This window comes from Oerskovia turbata, assembly GCF_000718325.1.
Lineage (GTDB): Bacteria > Actinomycetota > Actinomycetes > Actinomycetales > Cellulomonadaceae > Oerskovia > Oerskovia turbata.
On sequence record NZ_JOFV01000023.1, the window covers coordinates 13,940 to 32,624 of the forward strand.

14 protein-coding genes are annotated in these 18,685 nt (G+C 74.2%); 6 read left to right on the top strand and 8 right to left on the bottom strand.

The window, feature by feature from the left end; genetic code table 11:
• Positions 1–13: 13 nt before the first annotated feature.
• The 4 genes from pth (at position 14) to IE95_RS0117740 (ending at position 5,179) form a co-directional block, all read left to right on the top strand.
• Entirely contained in the window at positions 14–613 is a 600-nt protein-coding gene (pth, locus tag IE95_RS0117725) for an aminoacyl-tRNA hydrolase (protein ID WP_030153393.1), read from the top strand.
• 197 nt (positions 614–810) lie between these two features.
• Positions 811–2,016, top strand: coding sequence for a glycosyltransferase (locus IE95_RS0117730; protein WP_051703277.1), 1,206 nt, complete (start codon positions 811–813; stop codon positions 2,014–2,016).
• Positions 2,013–3,974, top strand: a complete 1,962-nt coding sequence (locus tag IE95_RS0117735; RefSeq protein WP_030153398.1) for a polysaccharide biosynthesis tyrosine autokinase — start codon at positions 2,013–2,015, stop codon at positions 3,972–3,974. The genes IE95_RS0117730 and IE95_RS0117735 overlap by 4 nt, the downstream gene beginning before the upstream one ends.
• Positions 3,971–5,179: a glycosyltransferase gene (locus IE95_RS0117740; RefSeq protein ID WP_164984128.1), complete on the top strand. Its 1,209-nt coding sequence runs from the start codon at positions 3,971–3,973 to the stop codon at positions 5,177–5,179. Before IE95_RS0117735 ends, IE95_RS0117740 begins: the two co-directional genes overlap by 4 nt.
• On the opposite strand, the gene IE95_RS0117745 is transcribed toward IE95_RS0117740, so the two are convergent.
• Genes IE95_RS0117745 through IE95_RS0117760 form a run of 4 tightly spaced genes read right to left on the bottom strand, consistent with a single transcriptional unit; the run spans position 5,139 to position 10,937 of the window.
• On the bottom strand, positions 5,139–6,311 hold the full coding sequence (locus IE95_RS0117745; protein WP_051703278.1) for a glycosyltransferase: 1,173 nt from the start codon (positions 6,309–6,311) through the stop codon (positions 5,139–5,141). The two genes, IE95_RS0117740 and IE95_RS0117745, sit on opposite strands and share 41 nt — an antisense overlap.
• A complete protein-coding gene (locus tag IE95_RS0117750) occupies positions 6,308–7,381 on the bottom strand; it encodes a glycosyltransferase family 4 protein (RefSeq protein ID WP_084690403.1) in 1,074 nt (357 codons plus the stop codon). The genes IE95_RS0117745 and IE95_RS0117750 overlap by 4 nt, the downstream gene beginning before the upstream one ends.
• The gene (locus IE95_RS0117755; protein WP_051703279.1) at positions 7,378–8,802 is read right to left on the bottom strand and encodes an O-antigen ligase family protein; all 1,425 of its coding nucleotides are present in this window, start codon (positions 8,800–8,802) and stop codon (positions 7,378–7,380) included. Before IE95_RS0117755 ends, IE95_RS0117750 begins: the two co-directional genes overlap by 4 nt.
• Positions 8,799–10,937 carry a glycosyltransferase gene (locus IE95_RS0117760; protein WP_051703280.1) on the bottom strand — a complete coding sequence of 713 codons (2,139 nt, stop codon included), beginning with the start codon at positions 10,935–10,937 and terminating at the stop codon, positions 8,799–8,801. Before IE95_RS0117760 ends, IE95_RS0117755 begins: the two co-directional genes overlap by 4 nt.
• A gap of 78 nt (positions 10,938–11,015) precedes the next feature.
• Between IE95_RS0117760 and IE95_RS19860 the strand changes: the two genes are divergently transcribed.
• Positions 11,016–12,020, top strand: a complete 1,005-nt coding sequence (locus tag IE95_RS19860) for a glycosyltransferase family 2 protein (protein WP_030153410.1) — start codon at positions 11,016–11,018, stop codon at positions 12,018–12,020.
• Here IE95_RS19860 and IE95_RS0117770 read toward each other — a convergent pair.
• From IE95_RS0117770 to IE95_RS0117785, 4 genes are all read right to left on the bottom strand, one after another.
• Complete coding sequence (locus tag IE95_RS0117770; RefSeq protein WP_051703281.1) at positions 12,017–13,081, bottom strand: glycosyltransferase family 2 protein; 1,065 nt, start codon at positions 13,079–13,081, stop codon at positions 12,017–12,019. The two genes, IE95_RS19860 and IE95_RS0117770, sit on opposite strands and share 4 nt — an antisense overlap.
• A complete protein-coding gene (locus IE95_RS19865) occupies positions 13,078–13,920 on the bottom strand; it encodes a polysaccharide deacetylase family protein (RefSeq protein WP_051703282.1) in 843 nt (280 codons plus the stop codon). Before IE95_RS19865 ends, IE95_RS0117770 begins: the two co-directional genes overlap by 4 nt.
• A gap of 106 nt (positions 13,921–14,026) precedes the next feature.
• Positions 14,027–14,764: a hypothetical protein gene (locus tag IE95_RS0117780; protein ID WP_030153416.1), complete on the bottom strand. Its 738-nt coding sequence runs from the start codon at positions 14,762–14,764 to the stop codon at positions 14,027–14,029.
• 173 nt (positions 14,765–14,937) lie between these two features.
• Entirely contained in the window at positions 14,938–16,296 is a 1,359-nt protein-coding gene (locus IE95_RS0117785) for a hypothetical protein (RefSeq protein ID WP_030153418.1), read from the bottom strand.
• A 208-nt stretch (positions 16,297–16,504) separates the two neighbouring features.
• Here IE95_RS0117785 and IE95_RS19870 point away from each other — a divergent pair.
• A partial coding sequence (locus IE95_RS19870) for an Ig-like domain-containing protein (RefSeq protein ID WP_051703283.1) occupies positions 16,505–18,685 on the top strand: 2,181 nt, incomplete at its 3' end.

Sequence of the window (18,685 nt, forward strand, 5' to 3'; positions counted from 1 at the left end):
AGGACCAGGTGACATGACCGACCAGCCGTGGCTCGTCGTCGGGCTCGGGAATCCCGGACCCACCTACGCGGGCAACCGTCACAACGTCGGCCACATGGTGCTCGACGTCCTGGCGGGGCGTGCCGGTGCGACGTTCAGCGCGCACAAGGCGCGCGCCGCGGTGGCCGAGGCGCGCCTGGGCGTGCTCCCGGGCGGGGCCCCGGGGCCCCGGGTGCTCCTGGCCAAGCCGTCGACGTACATGAACACGTCGGGCGGTCCGGTCGCGGGCCTCGCCCAGTACTTCGGGATCGACCCCGACCACGTGATCGTCGTCCACGACGAGGTGGACATCCCGTTCGGGGACGTCAAGCTCAAGTCCGGCGGCGGCGAGGGCGGTCACAACGGCCTGCGCGACATCACCAAGGCGCTCGGGACCCGTGACTACGTCCGCGTCCGCGCGGGCGTCGGTCGCCCCCCGGGACGCATGGACACCGCCGACTACGTGCTCAAGAACTTCTCGGGCGCGGAGGCCAAGGAGCTGCCGTTCCTGCTCGACGACGCCGCGGACGCCGTCGAGATGGTCCTCACCGAGGGGCTCCTCGCCGCCCAGGGGAAGTTCCACACCAAGGCCTGACGGTCGGACGCCGTGTGCGGCTGACCGGGCGCCGGTCGGCCGCTGGTCGGACGCTGACCGGCGCCCGTGGTGCGGGGGCCCGGACTTCACCCGGGTGACGTGTCCCCTTCGTCCGTTGTGGGCCGTTCGTTCGCCCTAGGCTGGATCGATATCCAACCTGGGCGGGCAGCCGTCTCCTGCCCCACGACGGAGGCACGATGACCGAGGGTGTGGCGCTCGCGCACGACTACGCGACGCAGCGCGGGGGCGCCGAACGGGTGGCCCTCTGGTTGGCCGAGGCCTTCCCCGGGTCACCGATGTACACGACCCTCTACGACCCGGCGGGCACGTTCCCCGAGTTCTCCCGCCTCGACCTGAGGACGTCCGCGCTCGACCGCGTCGGCGCGCTGCGCCACCACCACCGGCTCGCGCTGCCCCTCCTGGCCCCCGCGGTCTCGGCACAGCGGGTCGACGCCGACGTCCTGCTCGCGAGCTCGACGGGCTGGGCCCACGGATACCGGGGAGCGAGCCGGACGGTCGTCTACTGCCACGCACCGGCCCGGTGGCTCTACCAGCGGGACCGCTACCTCGGGGGCCGCGACGGTGCGAGCACCGGGGACCGGCTCCGGGGCGGCGTCGCGGCCGCGGCGCTGACCGCGCTGAGCCCGGCCCTGCGCGGCTGGGACCGGCGGGCCGCAGGGCGCGCCGACGTCTATCTCGCCAACTCGACCGTCACCCAGCGAGCCGTCCGCGAGGCGTACGGCATCGAGGCCGAGATCCTGCCCCCGCCCCCCGCGATGCTGCCCGCCGGGCCCGAGCGAGAGGTCCCCGGGATCGAGCCGGGGTTCCTGCTGTGCGTCGCACGGCTGCTGCCGTACAAGAACGTCGACGTCCTGGTCGAGGCGGCCCGCCTCGCCGGACGCCACCTCGTGATCGTGGGCGACGGCCCCGACCGGGCGCGGCTCGAGGGCCTCGCCGCGCGCGGGCGACCCGTCTCCGGGAGGTGGGGCACGCCGTCGGGAGCCGGCGGCGGGACCACGCTGCTCGGCCGGGTCGACGACCCCGAGCTGCGCTGGCTCTACCGGAGCTGTTCGATGCTCGTCGCCGCCTCGTACGAGGACTACGGGCTGTCCCCGCTCGAGGCGGGCGCGTTCGGGCGCCCCTCGGTGGTCCTGCGGGACGGCGGGTACCTCGACACCGTGGTCGAGGGCGTGACCGGGGCGTTCTTCGACGCACCCGAACCCGATCTCGTCGCACGGGCAGTCCAGGACGCCTCGGCCGTCCCGTGGGAGGATGACGTCCTGACCTCGCACGTCGAGACCTTCGCGCTCCCGCGCTTCGTCGCGCGGCTCCGCGAGGTCGTCGAAGAGCAACGAGGCCTCGTGCACGCCGGTGCCAGCACCTCAGGGGAGAGGGACTCATGACAGTCCGGGAGTTCGTCCGCACGGTGTGGGTCGGCAAGTACTACGTGCTCGCGGCGGTGCTCGTGGTGGTCGCCGCAGCGTTCGTCTACCTCGACCGGCAGGAGACCGTCTACAAGGCGACCGCGACCGTGCGGCTCGTCGGCGTGCAGTCGGCGCAGGGTGGTGAGCAGGTCGTCGAGGTCACGGTCGACACCGACCTGAGCGACGTCACGTCCGACCCCGTCGTGCAGGCCGCCGCGACCACGCTCGACTACACGGGCGACCCCGCGACCCTCGCCGCGCAGGTCTCGGCCGACTACCCCACCGAGAGCCAGAGCCTGATCGCCATCAGCGCGAAGACCCTCGACCCGCAGGAGTCCCAGGACGTCGCCAACGCGTTCGCCGAGGCGTACGTCGCCCAGCTGACGCTCGTGCGCGACGCACAGGTCGCGGCGCTCGACGCGAGGAGGCAGTCGCTCGCCGAGCAGCTCGCAGGCGTCACGGCCCGTCTCTCGGTCGTCACGGACGACCCGCTCGCGCTCGCCGAGCGGGAGACCATCGTGACCGACTACACGTCGCTCACGGTCCAGGCGAACACGCTCCGTGCCATCACGGTCCCCGGTGAGGTCGAGACCCCCGCCACGAGCGCCGAGGCCCTGGGTCTGGGGCGGAGCACGGTGGTCGCCCTCGCGGCGCTGGCCGGCCTCGTCGCGGGCATCGGGCTGGCCTTCGCCCGTCGCGGACTCGACGTCCGTGTGCGTGGTGCGGCCGACGCGGCGCGCCTCGCGCAGACCCCCGTGCTGGCCGAGCTCTACGGCGTCCGGTCGTCGGACCGGGACTACAGCCACTCGCACACGCTGCCCGTCTCGCGCAAGGTCGCGACCCCCTTCACCGAGTCGATCCGTGAGCTCAGGACCGCGGTCCAGGTCTCCCTCGCGGACGCCGACCGTGTCGTGGTGGTCGTCACGGCCGCGGACCCGCACGCGCCCCGCACGTTCATCGCGGCCAACCTGGCGGCGTCGTTCGCGCTCAGCGGGCGACGGACCATCGCGGTCTCGGGAGACCTCCGCCGCCCTCAGCTCGACCGGGTCCTGCCGCCGCCCGAGGGGTGGAAGGGCGACCCGCACACGCTGCGCCCCACGACCATCCCCAACCTGGGCGTCTTCCCGGTGCCCGAGGAGGAGATGGACCCGGCGGACTTCCTCGCGACGACCCGCGCGGGAAAGCTCATCGCCGACCTGAGCGACGACGCCGAGGTGGTCGTGATCGACGCCCCGCCCGTGCTCGCCGCCGCCGACGCGACGATCCTCGGGCGCTACGCGACGGGTGTGGTCCTCATCGCCTCCGCGGGGAAGACCGACCGGGCCGTCCTCGCCGAGGCCTCCGAGCGGCTGCGCATCAACAACGTGCCTCTGGTCGGGATCGCGCTCGCGGGCGTCAAGAGCGACCGGCGGATGCTCTACGCCTCGACCTACGGCGACCCGGACCGCCAGGACGACGGACAGGCCCCCCGGTCGGCCGGAGGTGACGCGGTCGCGCAGGCCCCCGCGCTCGCTGCCGAGCGGCCCGACGCGGGAGCCCCGGGGGCAGGCGGCGTCGAGCAGGTCGACGAGCCCCGGCGCGCAGCCCGTGAGCGGGCGGCAGCGGTCGTCACGGACGTCCCCGCCGCGGGGCCACGGGGCGCTTCGCCGCCGCCGACCGCAGGTCACGCCGCCGGGCAGGGGCAGGACCAGGGGCCCGCAGCCACCGACGGGGCCACGGCAACCGGGCAGGGCGCCGAACCTGCGGGGACCGCTCCGGCCCGACGAGAGGCGACGGGAGGCCGGCAAGGTCCGCGGCTCTCCCCGGAGTGGGGAAAGATCTCGACCTCTCCTGGTGGGCAGGGCGAGGCCCGTCCCCGCGCGGGCTCCGTCCGCAGGAGCGAGGAGGCCGAGCAGGGCGGTAGCAGCGCCGGGCGCAGGCTCCCGTTCCGTTGGTGACTGCCCGACGCGCGGGGGGGCCACCGCCCGGGCGGCCGGTGCGCGTCCTGGTCCTCGACCACACGGGCGAGCTCGGTGGTGCCGAGCTGGCCCTGGTCCGGCTCCTCGAGGGGCTGGGACCGGACGTCGACGTGCGCGTGCTGCTGTTCTCCGACGGTCCGCTGGTCGCTCGGCTGCGCGCAGCAGGGGTGGTCGTCGAGGTCCTGCCGCTCGACCCGCGGACGGCGTCCACGTCGCGGAGCGCGGTGGGGCGGGCGGGGTTCGCCCAGCTCGTGTCCCTGGCCCGGCTCGTGCCGTTCACGTGGGCGCTGTCCCGCCGGGTCCGCGCGCTGCGGCCGGACGTCGTGCACACGACGTCGCTCAAGGCCGACCTGCTCGGCGTGGTGCCCGCGAGGCGCGCGCGGGCCGCGCTCGTCTGGCACGTCCACGACCGGATCGCCGACGACTACCTCCCACCGCAGGTCGCGAGGGCCTTCCGCCGGGCCTCGACGCGGTTCCCCGCGGAGGTCGTCGTGAACTCGCGGGCCACCGCCTTGACGCTCCCCGGGCCCTCGACCGTGGCGTACCCGGGCTTCGCGGCGGAGCAGGTGCGCCGGGGTGGACGTCCGACGCACCCGACCGGTCGCCCGCCGGTCGTGGGCATGGTCGGGCGGATCAGCCCCACGAAGGGGCAGCTCGAGCTCGTGCGCGCGGCGCGCCGCGTGCTCGACGAGCACCCGGACGTGACCTTCCGGGTCGTGGGCGAGCCGAGCTTCGGCGCCGAGGACCACGCGGAGCGGGTCCGCGCGGAGGCGGTGCGGCTCGGTGTGGCCGAGCGTTTCGTCTGGGCGGGGTTCGTCGCGGACCCGTCGGCGGAGCTCGACGGGTTCGACGTGTGCGTGCACGCCTCTCCTGTCCCCGAGCCGTTCGGCCAGGTCGTGGTCGAGGCGATGGTCCGGGAGGTCCCGGTCGTGGCGACCCGGGCCGGGGGCGTGGTGGAGATCCTCGCGGGGACGTCGGGCGACCCGGCGCCGCTCGGCGAGCTCGTCGAGCCGGGGGACGTCGAGTCGTTGGCCCGGGGGATCTCGGCGGTGCTCGCCGACCCGGAGGCCGCGGCGGGCCGGGCCCGCCGCGCAGCGGACGTCGCGCAGGACCGGTTCGCGGTGACGCGTACCGCGGAGGTCGTCAGCGAGGTGTGGCGGCGGGTCGCCAGGCTCGCTCGATGACGTCGCGCATCGCGCGGCCCTGGGTGTCCCACGTGGGGATGTCGTCGTCCTGGTGGGTGTCGGTCGCGGCCGGCACGGTGAGCGCGGCGCGCACGGCCTGCGGGTAGTCCGCGGGGTCGGCGACCGTGACCCGGGGGTCGTCGGCGTCGCGAAAGCCCGCGACGGGGGTGGCGACGACCGGTCGCCCCACGGCCCGGTACTCGTAGAGCTTGAGCGGGTCGAGGCTGTCCGTGAAGTCGTCGACCAGGTGGGGGACGAGGAGCGCGGTCGCGTGCTGGAGGTAGGCGGGCACCTCGGTCCAGGGGCGCGCGCCGAGGATCCGCACACCGGCTCTCGTGAGGTCGTCGTACTCCTGGCTCGTCAGGTCGAGCACGGGCCCGACGACCACGACCGTCCCGGTCCCGGCCGTCGTGGTCGCGGTCCGGGCGACCAGGTCGAGGTCGAAGCGGTCGCGGTGGACGGTGCCCAGGTAGAGGGCCACGGGCCCGGCGGGCAGGTCCGCGGGGCGTTCCCTGGGCTGCCGGTAGCGGTCGACGTCGACGCCGTTGGTGACGAGGGTGACGGCCCGGTCGGCGCCCTTGCTCACTGCGAGGTGGGGCGAGCACACGGTCACCTCGTCGCACGCCTCGAGGAGGAGGGCCTCGTCCGCGAGGAGCCGACGGCGGACCTCGGGCGGGCGGTCGGCCGCGACCCAGTCGTCGGTCACGTCGTACAGCGACGGCCAGTCGGTGTCCCGGACCAGGGTCGATGCGGCGGGGTCGTTGACCCACAGCACGGGGCGTGCGAGCCCGACCCGGCGTGCGGCCCGGCGCACGAGCGACGCGAGGCGGGCGTCGACCCGGGGGTCCACGCGGCGCGGCAGGATCTTGGTGGGCTGGTAGAGCCACAGCTGGTCCGGGCCGACGCCCTCGACGGGCTCCGCGCGCCGGAGCCCGTGCCCGGCCCGGGGGCGGAAGCCACGGCGGGCCTCGTGCAGCGGGTCGGCGGCGGGCTCGACGAACAGGACCACGAGCGACGGGTCGGCCCGCAGGAGCTCGGTCACGAGGTACTGGTTGCGTCGCCACACGAGGTCCCACGATTCGAGCGAGACGACCACGAGCTCGTGCACCGCGGCAGGGGGAAGGTCGCTCACGTCGTGGGGCTCCGATGCTCGTCGTGCGGGCGGACCTCCGGGCGGACGACGGTGCCGTACACGGCTGCCGTCCCCTGGACCTGGGCCTCGGGCGTGAAGTGCGTGCGCTGGACCGTGCGGGCGGCCTCGCCGAACGCGTCGCGCCTCGACGCGGAACCGGCCAGGACCGCGAGGTTCTCCCCGGCGCGGTCGACGTCGGTCGACGGGTAGAGGGCGAGCGGGTCGAGCCCGGCGAGCGTCTCCAGGTGGCCACCGGCCCCGGCGGCGACGACGGGCAGCGCGTTGGACATGGCTTCCAGGACGCTGAGCCCGAGGCCCTCGACCGGGCAGGGCGCGAGAAGCACGGCCGCGCGCTGCATGAGGTCGTCGACGTCGGACCGGGCACCGAGGAACCGGACGTGACCTGCGAGTCCCTCGCGGGCGACGAGCGCCTCGAGGGCCGCACGCTGCGAACCGTCGCCCGCGACGAGGAGCTGCCAGCCGTCGTCGTGCAGGCGGGACGCGGCGAAGGCGAGCACACCCAGGTCGGTGCGCTTCTCGGGTTCGAGCCGCTGGACGAGCAGGACGGCCCGGTCGCGGTCGGCCGCGACCGGCGCGGTGGGACGGTCGTCGATCCCGGGGTGGACGACGACGCTCTCGCCGTCGACGTGGTCGGCGACGTACCGGCTGATGGAGATCTGCGCGCGCACCGGGCGGCGTGCGACCGCGGCGCTCAGCCCCGCAGCCGGCCCGCTGCCCCGGGTCCGCGCGAAGTGGCGCGTGGCGACGACGGGTGGCATGCGCCGGAGCGTCACGCCCGCGAGCGAGGCCGCGATCTCGGCCGACGTCATGTGCGCGTGCACGACGTCGGCGCCCGTCGCGGTCGCGCGGATCGTGCGCACGACCTGCGGGAGCGACCCCGCGGGCAGGACCTGCACCGTCGGGTCGTCGACGGTGGCCCGCATGCGGGGCACGTCACCGCCGACGACGACGACCTGGTCACCCTGCGCGGACTGCGCGCGTGCCAGTCGGGCGACGTGCCGTTCGACGCCCGCGAAGGCGTCGGAGTGCACGACGTGGAGCACTCTCACGTGGTCGGGTCCTTCCGGTGGCGGCCCGCGGGCTCGGGCTGGGGGGCGGGGATCGCGGCGGACGTGAGCACCAGGTGCTTCGAGGGGCCCGCGGCGTCGATCATCTCCTCGACCGACCGGAGGTCGTCCACGGGCAGCGTGTCGCCGGTCTCCTCACGTGCGGCTCGCCGCGACTCCGCATAGGCGTCTGCGCCCACGCAGACCCCCACGATGAGGAACGGCACGGACACCTGGACCGAGACCCAGAAGAGGTCGAACTGTCCCTGGATGAAGCGCATGAGGAGCACCGAGAACGCGAGCGTCCCGAAGCGCGGGTTGAGGCGCCACAGCACGACGAGGGAGCCGAAGAACAGCACGATGAACGCGACGAGCCCGACGATCCCGGCCGACGTGAGCACCTCGAGCTCGGCGTTGGGCGGCTGGAACGTGTACTCGGTGCGGTTCGCGACCCACCAGCGCAGGCCGACACCGACCCACGGGCTGCGTTCCCAGACGTCGATGGCCTGCTCGTACCAGGTGAGCCGCTGGTAGGCGGAGTTGAACTGGTCGTTGGTCGCGAGCTGCTCCTGGACGGCCGCCCACACGAAGTACACGGCGGGGATCGCGGCGAGCAGGATCAGCTTGGAACGCTTGCGGTCGGGGTCGGCGCGCAGGGTGATGAGGACGACCCCGATCGCGAGGCCGATCAGGGCCTGGCGAGACTGCGACGCGAGGACCGCGAGGCTCAGCAGCCAGAACGCGGGGTAGGTGAAGGTCTTGGGCCACCCCACCCACCACGGCCGGGCGTAGGCCAGCAGGGCCGCGCTCCCGAGGACGCACCCGATGAAGTTCTTGTGCATCGGGAACGGGATCTGGAGGTACACCGGTCCCGTGTCGCCGGCCGCGAGCTGCTGCAGCGCCGTGAAGCACGTGAGGACCGCGATGACGAGGCACGGGATCATGAACAGCGTCAGGCCGAGCCGCGCGCGTCCTGCCCGGCCCACGGCCCAGCCGACGAGCAGGGCCCCGCCGACCGAGAGCCAGGCGTGGAACCACTCGACGGTGTTCGCCGTGTACGGGTTGGCGATGACGGTGAAGAGCGTGGCGACCTGGTAGAGCGCCGAGAGCCACAGGAGCGAGCGCATGGGGCGCGACAGGGGCCGCTGGGTGAAGAAGAGCGCGAACCAGAACGCCCCGAAGAGCGCGAAGTCGCTCAACGACAGGTTGACGGCGTCGCCGCCGACGCGCTCGACGACCACCATCGCGGGCATCGCGAGGATCGGCATGGCGGCCGGCTCGTAGACCGTCATCCCGACGACCAGGACCAGCGCTGCGAAGCCGACGGCGATTGCGGTGTACTCGGGCACCAGCAGGCCGATCCCGACCAGGACCATGGCGACCGCGATCGATCCCGCGGCCCAGGCGAGGGACCGGCCGATCACGTCGTGGGGCCCGGGTCCGCGAGGCGGGCGAGCATCGCCGCCTCGGCCGAGAGGGGGCCACGCGCGTACAGCCGGAGCCGGAGCAGGGCCAGGTCGCGCCCGGTGCCCCGGAGCGCGAGGGCCCGCGCGGCCGAGCCCGCGAGGACCCCGGCGCGTGCCGTGTGCCAGCCCGTCGCGCCGAAGTGCTTGCGCAGGTACCGCTCCTGCGACGCGTGGAAGTGCGTCTCGCGACGGGTCGGGTCACCGCTCGTGGCGCCGCCGAGGTGCAGCGCCCGCACGTCGGGCACGAGCTGGTGGCGTCTGCCGAGGAGGGTCGCCCGGTAGGCCCAGTCGGTCTCCTCGGCGTAGAGGAAGAAGTTCTCGTCGAACGGCCCGACCTGGTCGAGCGCGTCGGCCCGCAGCATCAGGACGGACCCGATGACGAACGACCGGTCGGCCGGGGTGCGGCGCAGCGAGCCGAGGCCCACGGCCTCGATCCAGGTCCCGGCCGGCGACGGGTAGGGCCAGACGACGCGCGCGGTCTCGCCGTCGCCGTCCACCTGCGCGGGACCGACGCTCGCGAGGTCGGGTGACTCGTGGAGCCGGGCCTGGAGCGTCAGGACGTCCTCGGGGCTCACGACGGCGTCCGGGTTGAGCAGGAGGACGTCCGTCCCGGGGGTCTGGCGGTGGCGCAGCGCGTGGTTGACGCCCGCGGCGAAGCCGCCGTTGCGCCCGGGGTCGAGGTAGCGGGCGCCCGCGAGCTCGGCGACCTCCCTGATCTCCGGCAGCGACGAGTTGTCCACGACGGTCAGCGGGAGCTTGCCGACGAGCGGCCCCAGCGCGTCGCGCACCAGGTCGGGGGACCCGTACGCGACGAGGACCACCTCGGGTGGCAGGGGCCCGCCGCCCGACGGCGGAGCGCCGGTTCCCGTGGCGTGCTCGCCGCCCGCACGGGTCGGGGCCCCGGCGGGGGACGTGGGCGCGGGGTGCGCCACGGCGTGCTCGTAGAGGGCGGCGTAGCGGCGGGCGACCTCGGGCCAGGCGCAGGACGCGGCACGCGTCAGGCCCTGCGCGCGGAGCGTGCCGGCCAGGCCGGGCTCGTCGACGACCCGGACGAGCGCCTCGCGCAGCGCCCCGGCGTCACCGGGGGGCACGAGCAGGCCTGCGCCGCCCACGACGTCGGGCAGGGCGCCCGAGTCGCTCGCCACCACGGGCGTCCCGCACGCCATGGCCTCGACCGCGACCCGACCGAACTGCTCGATCCAGCCGGGGGTCTCGAGCGACGGGACGGCCAGGACGTCGAGCGACCGGTAGAACGCGACGAGGTCGTCACCCGTGAGCGGTCCGACGAACCGGACCCGGTCGCCCAGCGGCCGCGCCCGGTCGCGGAGCGCGGGGGCCGACGGGCCGTCGCCCGCGAGCGTCACGTGCAGGCGGTCGTCACCCTGCGCCGCGGCGAGCAGGACGTCCACGCCCTTGTGCGGGGCGAGGCGCCCCGCGTAGCCGACGTGCACGGGCCCCCCGACCGCCCCGGCCCCGGGGCGACCTGGACCGGGGACGGATGCGACGCCGTCGGGCAGGAGGGGCGACGGGCCGGGACCCCCCGGGGAGAAGACCGACAGGTCCACGCCCAGCGGGACCACCTCGACCGGCCCCCGCGCGCCCTTGTCACGGACGATGCGCGCCGCGGCCTCGTTGCAGACCGACACCGCGGCCGCGCCACGCAGGGCCGCGGCCTCGAAGGCGCGGAACGGCCACGGGTAGCGCTTGGCGATGTTCTGCGCCGAGTACAGCACGTAGGGCGGTGCCGGGCGGCGACCACGGCCCGGGAGGAGGGCCCGGAGCCGTCGCAGCGCCAGGACCTCGGCCGTCGCGAGCGCGAACGGTTCCTCGTGCAGGTCCAGGACGTCCCACTCCTGGCCCAGGGCGCGCCAGAGCGGGCCCGGGGCGTAGACGAACAGCGCGGGGTGCGACCCGAACGTCCGGACCCCCTCGACGGGCTCGCCCGGCCGGGGCGACAGAGGGACCGTCGTGCCGCCCTCGTCCCAGGCCCGCGCCGACAGGAGGGCGACGTCGAGCCCGGTCGTCCGCAGCGCGCGCTCCCGCTCTCGCCACGCGTCGACCACGGCGCTGTGCGAGACGCGGAGGATCCTCATGTGGGAGATTGTCCACCAGCGAGAGGCCCCGGCCCCTGCGATCTCACCGAATTCACCCCGACCGCACCGAGGAGAGCCGTGCCCGACCGAGGTCCTGACGCCACGGGCGCCGCCGTCGCCGAACCGCTCGTGAGCGTCGTCGTCGCCACCAACCGCGGCGGGCCGTTCCTGGCCGAGGCGCTGGCCTCGGTCGCGACGCAGACGTACCCGCACGTCGAGCTCGTCGTCGTCGACGACGGATCTCCCGACCCGGCCGTGATCCGCGGCCTCGTCGAGGACGCGGGCGCCGGGACGGTCGTGCGGCTCGACCCGTCAGGCGTGTCCGCCGCACGCAACACGGGCGTCCGGCACACCCACGGCGAGCTGCTCGCGTTCCTCGACGACGACGACCGGTGGCACCCCGACCGCCTGCGCCTCGCGGTCGACGCGCTGTCCGCCCGACCCGACGCCGTGATCTCCTACTGCGCGATGCGTACGGTCGACCCGACGGGCGAGCAGCTCGTGGCCGCGGACCAGCGCCCGGCCCGCGACGCACGAGACGTCGTCCGCGGCCTGACCGGGATCATGCTGCCCAACCTCGTGATCCGCCGCGGTGCCTTCGACGCCGTGGGCGGGTTCGACCCCGCGTACCGGCAGGGCGAGGACCTCGACCTGGTCCTCGCGGCCGCGACCCTCGGGCCCTTCGTCTTCGTCGACGAGGTCCTCGTCGACTACCGGTACCACCCCGGCAACACCACGCGCGCCTACCGGGATCTCGCGGCCGGCATCCGGGTGATCCTGCGCGAACGGCGCTCGCAGGCCCGCACAGCCGAGCGCGTCGGTCGTGCCACCCCTGCTGGACTGGACGCGGCCTACCGCGACCGGCTGCGCGCCAACGACCGCTTCGCCGCGTGGAGCGCCGCCCGGGCCGCGCGGGCCGACCTCTCGGAGCGCGGGGTCCGCGCCGCGCTCGGCCACGTCGCGTGGGCCGCGCGGTTCGCCCCGCTCGCGCCCCTCGACTGGGGGCGTGAGCGGGTACGTCGGGTCGTGAGCAGGGTGACGGGCGAGGCGACGGGCGCCGGTACCGGCTCGTCGACGGGCTAGGACGCGCCCTGCCGCCAGCCCGGCGGCGGGACGATCGGCGGAGCCGCCGGGACCCGCCCGAACCTCCACCCGGCGCTCCAGCTCAGCCGCCACACCAGGTCGGAGAGGTCCCCCGGGCGCCGGATCGTGGACGCCTTGCGGAACGCCTTCCGGACGAACGACCCACCGCGGACGGCGAGCGCCCGGCCACGCCGCGCGAGCCCCGCGAGGCGGCCCGGGATGCCCGCAGGCTGCGGGTCCTCCGCGGGGGCGAGGTCCGCCAGCACGTCGCCGCCCGTCGGCCCGCCGTCACCCGCCGACCCGACCTCGCCCGCCGGGGGAGAGGACTGCGCGTACAGCAGCGCGTACCGGTGACTCAGCCAGCGCTCGCCCGCGCCGTACGCGAAGGACTGCCGGGCGATGTTCCGCAGACCGTCCCGGCGTCGGACGTGCAGCACGATGTCCGGGTCGAACACCAGGTCGTGCCCCGCGAGCTGGACCCGGATGCAGAAGTCGTCGTCCTCCGCGGTCCTGGCCCCCTCGTAGAAGCCCCCGACCTCGTCGAAGACCGCCGCGCGCACGCCCATGTTGCCCGAGCCCGCCGTGACGAACTGCTCCAGCCCGGGCTTGACCGTCAACCGGTCCGTCTGGGCCGTCCACGTGACCGACGACGTCAGGTCGGCGTTGAGCCGGGACCCCTCGAACGGGCCCGCGACGAACTCGTGCTCCGCCAGGGCGCGGTGCATCGCCTCGACCCAGCCGTCCGCGACCATGTCGTCCGCGTCGCAGAACGCCAGGGCCTGCGACCTCGCCTGCGCGACCGCGATGTTGCGGGCCGCGCTCGGCCCGCGACGGGCCGAGGCGTCGACGAGCCGGAGCTCGGGCATGCGACCGGTCCACTCCTGCACGAGCCGACGGGTCCCGTCGCTCGACCCGTTGTCGCTCACGATCACCTCCCAGGGCCACGCGGGACGCTGCGCGAGCAGCGCGCCGAGCTGGACCCCGAGGGTCGCCTCCGCGTCGTACGCCGGGATGATCACCGAGAGCTCCGGGCGGGCCTGCGCGCCGGTGGGTGTGCTCATGTCTGACGCATCCTCTCGCGGGCCATGCTCATGACGGGCTGGTACGTCGTCACCAGGTCGTGGGCGGTCACGGTCCGGTAGCCGTCGGCCACGAGACGGTCGAGCAGCAGGTCCAGGACCCGGGCGCGGTCGAAGGCCGGGAACAGCTCGTCGGCCGCGAGCGTCTCCGGGTCGCCCCGGTCGTCGTGGAGCAGGAGCATGCTCCCGGGGAAGATCGTCGACAGGGCGCGCTCGGCGATCCGCTCCTCCTCGTCGTCGACCCAGTCGAACGCGTCGCCCGACCAGATGAGCACGTCCATGCCGAGCCCCGCGATGCCGTGCGCCTGACGGACCGTGTGCGCACCGTACGGGGGCCGGAACGAGACGAGCGGCGCCGAGACGATCGACTCGACCTCGTCCTTCGCGTCCCGCACGTACCGGACCGCCTCGGCGTCCCCCATCGTCAGCAGCGACCGGTGGTCCTGCCCGTGGAGCGCGAGCTCGTGCCCCTCGGCGAGGATGCGGCGGGCGATCCCCGGGTGCGCCCGGACCTGCCGGGCGAGCGCGAAGAACGTCGCGGTCTCACCGCGCGCGGCGAGCAGGTCGAGCAGGCGAGGCGTGTGCTCGGGGTGCGGGCCGTCGTCGTACGTGATCGACACGACCCGGTCCGACGTGTTGACGCAGAACGTGCCGAGCGCGCGCGTCAGGGCGCGGGGGAGCGGGAGTCGCGTGTACGCGACCTGCGCGAACCCGCCCCCCACGGGCGCGGGCCTGCTCTCGATGTCGCGGCGACGGACCACGATCCCGCGGGGAGCGCGACGGGCCGTGGTGCGGGATCCGCCGGGCAGGGACTCGGACATCGGCTGACCCTCTCTGGTCGTCCGGGACGGGGGACCGCGCCGGACCGGCCGGGCGGGGTGGTGCAGATGCTACGGGTGAGGCGGGACGGGCGCGTGCGCGTCCCGCCTAGGTGCGGACACCGTCGAGCGCCTCGAGCTTCGCGAGGGCAGCGGGGTCGCCGGCGCTCGCGGCGACGAGCCGGGGCCGGAGTGCGTCGACCGCGTCCTGGAGACTCACGCCGAGCATGTGGTGGAAGGACCAGTCGTCCTCGGGGTCGAACGCCGGGTCGAGGCTCCGGTCGCGCGGGCGCGGGTCGTTGCCCGTGATGTCTCCCGAGTCGAGGAACGGGATGCCCGGAGTCCGTGGCCCGAAGGTCTCGAAGTCGGTCACGACGGGCCTGCCGTCGAGCATCCAGATGTTGTGCGGCTGCAGGTCGCCGTGCAGGTTGCCCGTGAGGTAGATCTCGAGCAGGACGTCCAGGGTCCACGCCCCCATGTCGACGCGGCCCTCCCACGAGAGCTGCTGCCCGGCGATGTCGAGCCGGGACTCGTCGGGCAGGCGCGGGACCGTGAACCCGCGGCGGTGCCACCGCACCACGGGCATGCGCCACGGCCGGTCGCCGAAGAGGTCTCCCGTGGCCCTCTCGGCGAGGAACGCGTCCTTGCCGACGCGGGTGCGCGCGAAGTACTTCGAGACCGTGGGGCGCCCGCGGGTCGTGGTGTAGACGGTCACCGAGCGGTCGGTGGCCTTGACGAACGTCGCGCCGACGGGACTGCCGAAGATGTAGACCATCCGCGCGCGGTCCACGATCCTGCGGACCAGCGAGCGCGGCGGCCCCTCCGCCCGGACGGCAGGCATGCTCATGACGACTCCTCGACTGGTGGTGTGCGGTCGCGGACCCCCACGATCGATCCGGCAACGGTAGCGGTGAGCGCCGCGGCCGGTCCATGGCAGGACGCCGCGAGAGCGGGCGAAATCGGGTCGCCCGGCGCCTCGTCGGGCCTCGTCGGGCCCCGTGGTGCCCGGCGCCCGTCCGCTCAGGCCCCGCGGTGCCTGAGCGTGTGGACCGCGGAACGCAGCCGGTGGTATGCGCCCCGCACCGCGCGGGACCTGCCCACGGCCCTGGCCACGGGGCTGCGCTTCGCGGACTGCCACAGCTCGGCCGTCGCGACCTTGAGCGGCGGGTCGGCGAGCGGCGTGAGCCGGAACAGCGCGAGGAACTCGTCGTTGCGGTGCACCGCCGGGTCGACGGGCAGCGGGACCGTGAACCCGTGCCCCGCGAGGTACCCGTCGAGCTGGGAGGCTGCGACCGCGTCCTGCGTAAGGGTGTGCGCGACCTGCTCGGGCAGCCCGACGTCGAGGGCGAGCTGCGTGAGCCGCCCGACGTAGGCGGGCTTGACCGCCGGCTTCTGCACCTTGGCGTGGTAGAGCAGCGAGAAGAGGTGGTCGTCGTGCCGGGGCACCGCGACCGGGCCCTCCCGCCACTCGCGGCGCGCGAGGATCTCGCGCTGCCACTCGGTGTCGAGGTAGCCGTCGCCCACGTACCGGGTGTCGAAGAAGACCTCCTCGCCCCCGACGACGGTCCGGAACTGCGCACCCTCCGGCCCGGGGTACACCTCGCTCGCGTTGAGGACGGCCGCGAGGTCCGTCTGGTCGTCGCACAGCACGTCGATCTCGTGGTCGTCCTCGAGGGCACCGGGGAGGTCGTCGAAGTTGCGCAGCACGACGTACCGGGACGTCCAGCGCAGGGTGCGGAACACCTGGTCGAGGCTGTCCCACCCGTGGCTGCCCACGACGTCCTCCGCGAGCACCGAGGTGCCGTGGGCCGGACTTTCCTGCGCGATGATCTCGCGCAGGCGCTCGGGCCCCAGGACGAGCGTCGCGTCGCGGAAGAACTCGCGGATGTTGTTGCTCGAGTGGATGCGGTACCCACCAGTGAGCGCGCGGGCCGCGGCCTTGACGCGTGCGACGTTGACGTTGGTGAGCTCGACGTAGCCCGTGACGTTCTGCCGGTAGGAGTAGGCCGGGGCGTGGTCCTCCAGGATCAGCAGGAGGAACGGGCCGTCGCCCACCTCCTCGTGCTTGGGCGACGTGCCCCACAGCGTCTGCCCGTAGAGCCGCTCGAAGTCGTTGACCATCTTCTCGGCGCTCCACCGGACCTCGATCTGAGCGAGGATCGTGAAGTCGGCCGCGACGCGTTCGACGATCTCGGCCTCGTGCGCCCGTCCCCCGGACCACACGACCAGGAGCTGGAGGTCACGGTCGTACTGGTGGGCGAACGCACCGACCTCGGGCGACCACCGGTAGGTCAGGTCCGCGGGGTCGTACGAGGAGACGGGGATCCGGGCAGGGGGCTCGGTCCGCGCAAGGTCGGGCTCGCTGCCGGGACGGTTCATGGCGCGACAGTAACGCACACGTCGTGCGTCGTGCCGGGCTGCGACGCGCTGGGAGGGGGCTCTCGCCCGGGTGAACTTTGCTCGTCGACCTTCCGCCGGATTCCGCGCCGATGGTTCGATGGGATCTGGTGGCCGCTCCGGGGGTACGTCGCGAGCTGTCGCTCGACACGTACGGATCCACCGCCAGTGACTCCGGACAGGATCGATCATGACGGCACGCACCGACGGCCCGCACCGTCGACCGAGGACCGCACGCCGCAGGATCGCACGCGCCGTGGCGCCCCTCGTGGTCCTCGGGCTCGTCCTCGCCACGGCCGGTTCGGTCGTGACGAGCGACGTGGGGCCTGCGTCTGCGTCTGCGCCCACGCCTGTCCCCGTCACCGCCGTCGAGGGCGACAGCCGGTCGGAGAGCCGTGCCATCGGGGGCACGGTCGGGCAGGACGTCGTCCCGAACTTCTCGGCGGACGGGGCCGGTCCGCAGACCCCGTCGAGGGTCGCGTCGTCGCTCTGGTGGCGGTGGACGGCCCCGGCGTCGGGCCCCATCAGCTTCTCGACGAGCGGCAGCGAGCTCGACACGACCGTCGCGGTGCGCCGGGCGTCGGCCCCGAAGACCGTGGTCGCGACCAACGACGACGACGGCGACGTCTCGACCTCCCGGGTCACGTTCGACGCGGTCGAGGGCGAGGAGTATCTCGTCGAGGTCGGCACCAAGGCCGGCGAGCCGGGCCTCGTGACGCTGGCGTGGCAGGAGCCCGCCCCGTCGCTCGACGCCGTGCCGAGCGCGCCGGACGGGCCGAGCGCCCTGGCCGCCGAGACGGCTCTCACGACGACGGCGGTCCCGCTGAGCGGCAACACGGGGGAGAAGCCGCAGTCCAAGCTGTGGTTCGCGCACGACACGTGGTGGGTCGTGCTCGCGTCGACGAGCACGACGCCCGCGGGGACCTGGGTCTGGCGCCATGACCAGACCGCGGGGACCTGGACGAACGTCGTGCGGATCTCGGACCGCACCGACGTGCGTGCGGACGTCAAGGTCGTGGGAGACGTCGCGCACGTCCTGCTCCACGGCCCGACGACGTCGCTCGTCTCGGTCGAGCACGTCGCCTCCACGAACTCCTACCAGCCGTGGTCCCAGCGTCAGACCGCGACCGCGGTCTCGCTGCCGGGCAGCGAGACAGGCACGATCGACGTCGACTCGACAGGCCGGCTGTGGCTCGTCTCGGACACGAGCACGAGCATCCAGGCGCGCTACTCCGACTCCCCGTACACGTCGTTCTCGACCCCCGTCACGGTGGCCTCGGGCGTCCTGGACGACGACATCGGCATGGTCACGGCGCTGCCGGGCGGGAAGATCGGGGTGCTCTGGTCCAACCAGAGCACCAAGCGTTTCGGCTTCCGCACGCACGTCGACGGTGCCTCTCCGGCGACGTGGGCGGCCGACGAGAAGCCCGCGCAGTCCTCGGCCCTGAACCTCGGAGACGGGATGGCCGACGACCACTTGAACGTCGCGGTCGCGTCCGACGGGACCCTCTACGCCGCGGTCAAGACGTCGTACGACTCGTCGAGCGCGACGGTGATCGGGCTCCTCGTCCGTCGCCCGAACGGCACGTGGGACCCGCTCCACGAGGTGGACCGCCGCGGTACGCGACCGATCGTGGAGATCGACGAGGTCACGGGCCTCCTGCGCGTCGTCTACACGCGCAGCGAGCTGCTCGACGACATCATCGAGAAGGTGACGCCGCTCGCGTCGATCAGCTTCGCCCAGAGCGCCACGACCGTGCTCGACGGGGCGTACAACAACGTCACGGGCACCAAGCAGAACGTGCCGGGCGCGACGCTCGTCATGGCGGCCTCGAGCTCGACGGCCGGCACGGCCCGGCTGCCGTGGGTCGACCCGCGCGGGCCCGTCGCCACGGCGGGCCTGACCGCGACGTCGGTCGGGGTCGCCACGACCGGGACGCTCAAGGGTTCGTCGCCGGTGGGCGGTGCGCTGACGTTCGAGGTGGTCGCCGCGCCGTCGTCGGGCACGGTCACGCTGACGAACCCCGCCACGGGCGCGTTCACGTACACGCCCGCCGCGGGCTTCGTGGGGGCCACGAGCTTCACGTTCCGCGTGAGAGCCGGGACGACGTGGTCGAACGTCGCGACCCAGACCGTGCGGGTCACGGCGGTGGCCGGGGCCCGGGGCACGTGGGAGCTCGACGAGGGCGCGGGCGTGCTCGCGGCGGACTCCTCGGGCTGGGGGTTCCAGGGCACGCTGACCGGGGGGACGAGCTGGGTCACGGGCAAGGCGGGCACGGCGGTGCGTCTCGACGGGTCGACGGGCAAGGTGTCGGTGCCGGACGGGGACGGGTTGGACGTGTCGTCGGCGTTGTCGGTGTCGGTGTGGGTG